At 45.2% G+C, this 4,725-nt stretch carries 6 protein-coding genes; 4 read left to right on the forward strand and 2 right to left on the reverse strand.

The genetic code is table 11. From position 1 onward, the window contains the following. Together argB and VIM91_RS00070 are read left to right on the forward strand one after the other, a co-directional pair. Positions 1 to 625 (forward strand): acetylglutamate kinase (gene argB, locus VIM91_RS00065; protein WP_331862803.1); only part of this gene is annotated, 625 nt, incomplete at its 5' end. Positions 626 to 696: 71 nt separating this feature from the next. After that, positions 697 to 1,452, forward strand: coding sequence for a sulfite exporter TauE/SafE family protein (locus VIM91_RS00070; protein ID WP_331862804.1), 756 nt, complete (start codon positions 697 to 699; stop codon positions 1,450 to 1,452). Here the strand turns inward: VIM91_RS00070 and VIM91_RS00075 are convergent, their stop codons facing one another. Together VIM91_RS00075 and pyrE are read right to left on the reverse strand one after the other, a co-directional pair. Further along, positions 1,453 to 1,971: a SixA phosphatase family protein gene (locus VIM91_RS00075; protein ID WP_331862805.1), complete on the reverse strand. Its 519-nt coding sequence runs from the start codon at positions 1,969 to 1,971 to the stop codon at positions 1,453 to 1,455. Next, positions 1,961 to 2,608: an orotate phosphoribosyltransferase gene (gene pyrE / locus VIM91_RS00080; protein WP_331862806.1), complete on the reverse strand. Its 648-nt coding sequence runs from the start codon at positions 2,606 to 2,608 to the stop codon at positions 1,961 to 1,963. The genes VIM91_RS00075 and pyrE overlap by 11 nt, the downstream gene beginning before the upstream one ends. Positions 2,609 to 2,981: 373 nt before the next feature. Here pyrE and VIM91_RS00085 point away from each other — a divergent pair, with 373 nt between their 5' ends. Together VIM91_RS00085 and VIM91_RS00090 are read left to right on the forward strand one after the other, a co-directional pair. After that, a complete protein-coding gene (locus VIM91_RS00085) occupies positions 2,982 to 3,509 on the forward strand; it encodes a hypothetical protein (RefSeq protein ID WP_331862807.1) in 528 nt (175 codons plus the stop codon). A 4-nt stretch (positions 3,510 to 3,513) separates the two neighbouring features. Beyond that, positions 3,514 to 4,587: an NADP oxidoreductase gene (locus VIM91_RS00090; protein ID WP_331862808.1), complete on the forward strand. Its 1,074-nt coding sequence runs from the start codon at positions 3,514 to 3,516 to the stop codon at positions 4,585 to 4,587. The last annotated feature ends 138 nt before the right edge of the window (positions 4,588 to 4,725 follow it).

The raw sequence follows: 4,725 nt of genomic DNA on the forward strand, positions 1-4,725 counted from the left end.
AACCGATACCGAAACCATGGATATTGTCGAAATGGTATTAGGCGGTTTGGTGAATAAAGAAATTGTGAATTTGATTCATCAGCACGGCGGTAACTCGGTAGGTTTGACGGGCAAAGATGGCAATATGATTATGGCCAAAAAACTTAAAGTCACCAAGCAAACCCCTGGCATGGATGTGCCTGAAATTATTGATATTGGGCACGTTGGCGAAGTCGAACGCATTAACACGGGCGTAATCGACATGTTAATTAAAGGTGACTTTATTCCAGTGATCGCCCCGGTAGGGGTGGATGCTGAAGGTAACTCTTACAACATCAATGCCGACTTGGTGGCCGGTAAAGTGGCTGAAGCTTTGCAAGCCGAAAAACTGATGTTATTAACCAACACACCAGGCCTGCTTAATAAACAGGGTGAATTGCTCACTGGCTTAAACGCCAAAATGGTGGATGAGTTGATTGCTGATGGCACCATTTACGGCGGTATGTTGCCGAAAATTCAATGTGCGTTGGATGCGGTTCAAGGCGGCGTCAAAGCGGCTCATATTGTGGACGGTCGAGTCTCACATGCGGTCATGCTCGAAGTCTTTACTGATGAGGGTGTTGGCACACTGATCACGGCGCGCTAATTTTTATTTAGTGTGATTTTAGCCAAAAAGCGAAGCCTGAGCTTCGCTTTTTTTATTGTTAGAGTTTTTATTTGATCGATCAAATCCTGCTGTTCATTATTTCACTGTTAGCCAATTTACTGTCGGCGCTAGCTGGCGGTGGCGCGGGTTTGCTGCAATTGCCAGCCTTATTGTTTTTGGGCTTGCCTTTTGGGGTTGCGCTCGCCACCCATAAAGTCGCCAGTGTGTTTTTAGGCTTGGGAGCAACCGCTCGTCATTGGCGAACCTCAAGTTTAGATTGGCGTTTTGCACTTTTCATTTTAGCTTGCGGTGTGCCCGGTGTGATTGTGGGCGCGAGCTTTATTTTGCAAGTGGAAGATCGTTTCGCCCAATTGGCATTAGGCCTTTTAACCTTAGGTTTAGGTGTGTATTCCTGGTTGAAACCTCAGCTAGGGCAAGTTGAAGCGATTCAAAATCGTTCCACCCAAGGTTATGTGGTTGGCGGATTGGTGATTCTGTTAATTGGCGGACTAAATGGTTCATTAACCTCTGGAACAGGGCTGTTTGTTACCTTGTGGTTGGTGCGTTGGTTTGGGTTAGATTATAAAACCGCCGTAACTTACACTTTAATATTGGTGGGTATTTTCTGGAATGGCAGTGGCGCCATCACACTTGGGTTATTAAGCGATATTCAGTGGAACTGGTTGCCCGCGCTTATTTTAGGTTCCTTGTTGGGCGGCTATTTAGGTGCGCACTTAGCGATCGTAAAGGGAAATAAACTGGTGAAACGAGCGTTTGAGGTCTTAACTGTGCTGGTCGGCTTAAGCTTGATTCTGCAGGCCTGGTGATCAGTTAGTTTGGGTTTGTACGTCTTTGGGTCGTGTAATCGCAACGAGTTTGCCATCACCACGCTCTAATTCTGACCAATCAGCTGGCATAATAAATTGTGCGATCGCCGCAGTCGGTAGCAGTTTAACCTGGCTGGATTGCTCCAGCGGCAGGTCGCGTAAGTAATCAATCAGGTTTTGCAAGCCGGGGTTGTGGCCAATCAATAAAATCCGTTTACCATCGACCTTAGCCAACTCTGTTAATAAGGTAGATAAGTTGGCTAGATAAAGCGAGTCCAAATTAAAAACCTGCACATCACAATCTTTGCAAAGTCGGTTCAAGGTTTGTTGCGCCCGCTTAGCGGTTGAACATAAGATCACATCGGGTAACAAGTCTTGCGCTTGTAGCCAATCCGCCATTTTTTTAGCATTGCGTCGACCACGCTCAGATAAAGCACGGTCTTTATCCTCGAGCGCTTCGTTCGACCAGTCCGACTTAGCATGTCGCCAAATTAATAGTTCACGCAGTTTATCGGCCATCTTCTATGCCATAGGTTTGTCGATATAAACGCATCGCCTCTAAGGCGTCTGCATTGTTAGACTGGGTGCTCAAATAATCAATTAAATCATTCAAGTTTAAAATACTGAACACAGGCAAACCATATTGTTGTTCGACTTCTTGAATAGCGGATAACGCACCTTTGCCACGTTCCATGCGATCTAAAGCCACGACCACGCCTGCTGGTTGCGCTCCGTGATCATGAATCAGGTCAATCGATTCGCGAATCGCGGTGCCCGCGGTAATCACGTCATCAATAATTAAAATACGCCCTTCAAGCGGGTGACCGACTATTTGGCCGCCTTCACCATGGTCTTTTACCTCTTTGCGGTTAAAGGCATAAGGCTTATCTAACTGGTAATCACGCGCTAAGGCGACACTGGTTGTGGCGGCGAGCGGAATGCCTTTATAAGCCGGTCCAAACAGCACGTCAAACTCAATGCCGGAGTTGGCAATGGTGGCGGCATAAGCTTGCGACAGTTGGTCAAGTTGACCACCGGTGTTAAATAAGCCGGCATTAAAGAAGTAAGGGCTGATACGGCCAGATTTGAGCGTGAATTCGCCCAGTTTGAGTACGCCGGTTTGGCGAATGAATTCAATAAAATTGGTCTTTTGCATGGGTCTTCATGATTGCGAAATAAACCACAATCATAGTGGGCAGAAAGGGTCGGTGCAAGCTGTTTTTTGGCAGGAATTTTAAATTTGAATTAAGTGAATTTTTAGCTCAAATTTTGTTTAAAAATAAGCATAAAATAACGCAAGCTTTGGCTTTTTATGTCAAAAAATTTGCTAGAATAACGACAATCCAATCACTTTATCCTGATCACTGAATCTTGTTGCAAGCTTGTAAGGGGTCTGAAGGATTTGGTATGGGGTTTGCTTAATGGCTTGATAGTTCGATACACAACGTATCCATATAAAAAAATTAACGAAAACCAAGCCGTATTAAAACCAGAATAGGGCAGATGTCCACACAGGAAGGAAAGCAACCATGGCGATTGATTTGAGATCCGTTGAACCACTAGGCTCAAAAAGTGTTTTGCTTGAACAAGCAATTCGCAAACATAAAGGGCGCAATAAACCCAGTGGCGAAAGCTATCTGCAAGATCTTGACTTGTCGGACATGCTGAATCCGGATTACGCATGGTTAAATGAAGACAAAACCGCGATTCAAAATCTCGTGCAGCAAATGGATGCCTCGATTGGTCAGTTATCTGAGCAAATGCGCGAAATGGGACAGCAAACTCGCCATATCGATCAGTTTACGCGTCGCACCAAAACTCAGTTTGAAGATGAACAGAAGTTGCTGTTTAAACAAATCCAAACCTTAAATGGTCTATTAAAACGTCAAGTGGAAGTCTTAACTCACGTTGAGCGCCAAATCAGCGATATCGAGATCAAACAAAATAATTTCATTCCGCAAATGGGCATTGGTTTGATTGCTGGTTTAATGTCAGCGGTCACCATTTTAGTCAGTGCGCCTTGGTTGATGGTGTTAATCGAGTATTTACGCGCTTAATTCGATGCAATTACGCATTGAAGAACAACTGGATCTGACACCGGACGACCGCGATCCTCACGCCTATCTACTCAAGTTGTCCGCCGATTCGCCACTTGAGTATGAACCCGGTGATTGGATTACCATCAAGGGGCAAAATTCGGCTGACCTAGTTCAACAAGTTATTCACAAGCTAAAACTCAAGCCTAACCAAAGCATTCAGCTTCGGCGTTTTGAACCCTGTTCGATTGAATATGCACTTACCCACTATCTTGAGTTGACCTTATTAGACCCGGCTATTTTAAATAAATTGGTGCGCCAGCATCAGTACCAGGCCTGGTCGTCGCGTGCGGACATGCAACTCTATGCGCAAGGCCGTGATGTGTTGGATTTGCTGAATGAGTTTCCTGAGTTGGTCGAGCTGGGGTCGGACTTCCTTAATTTATTAAGTCCGCTTGCGCCACGTTATTACTCGATAGCCAGTGCGCCGCAATCTCATCCAAACCAAGTGCATGTTTTATATAAAGCGATTCAATATCAGCGTGATGGTCGAGTGCGTCAGGGTGTAACTTCAAGCTGGATGCAGCAGTCGCAACTCGGTGAAAAACTGGAGGCCGACATTAAGCCGAATGCGCATTTTAAATTGCCAGCTAATCCGAATCAGCCGATTATTATGATCGCCGCCGGAACGGGTTTAGCCCCTTTTATCGGTTTTATGCAGGCGCGTGTTGAAGCCGGTGCTAAACAAAATCAATTGTTTTTTGGTGAAACTCATCAAGCCACGCGATTTTTAGCTCAAGCCAGTTTACAAGCTTGGCAACAAGCGGGGCAGTTAGATTTGCACACAGTGTTTTCACGCGATCAAGCTGAAAAGCAGTATGTGCAAGATGCCTTATTAACTCACGACCAGGCCTGGTTGTCCTTGTGGCAACAGGGAGCGACTATTTATGTGTGTGGAGATAAGACTGGTTTAGCAAAAGGGGTTGAGCAAACCATTAAACATGTTTGGCAAAAAGCATATAGCTGGACAGAAGACCAGGCGCAACAGGCTTGGTTAGACGCTAAAAAACAACAGAGAATTCAGTTGGATGTTTATTAACCACCAGGCCTGGCACTGGTGTCCGGAATAAAATAAAGAAGGGTTGACAAAAAAGCCGTAGTTCCTAGGATAGAAGGATTTCCGACCAAAGAAAGACTTCAAAAAGGAGACGACGGCTGTGTTTAACTCTACTCGATT

Origin of the sequence: Thiomicrospira sp., assembly GCF_036568485.1 — a bacterium.
Classification (GTDB): Bacteria; Pseudomonadota; Gammaproteobacteria; order Thiomicrospirales; family Thiomicrospiraceae; genus Thiomicrospira.

Excerpts from the sequence above, each read along its gene's own strand:
- VIM91_RS00075 (WP_331862805.1), bottom strand. The coding sequence starts at position 1,971 with ATGGCCGATAAACTGCGTGAACTATTAATTTGGCGACATGCTAAGTCG.
- pyrE (WP_331862806.1), bottom strand. The coding sequence starts at position 2,608 with ATGCAAAAGACCAATTTTATTGAATTCATTCGCCAAACCGGCGTACTC.
- VIM91_RS00085 (WP_331862807.1), top strand. The coding sequence starts at position 2,982 with ATGGCGATTGATTTGAGATCCGTTGAACCACTAGGCTCAAAAAGTGTT.
- VIM91_RS00090 (WP_331862808.1), top strand. The coding sequence starts at position 3,514 with ATGCAATTACGCATTGAAGAACAACTGGATCTGACACCGGACGACCGC.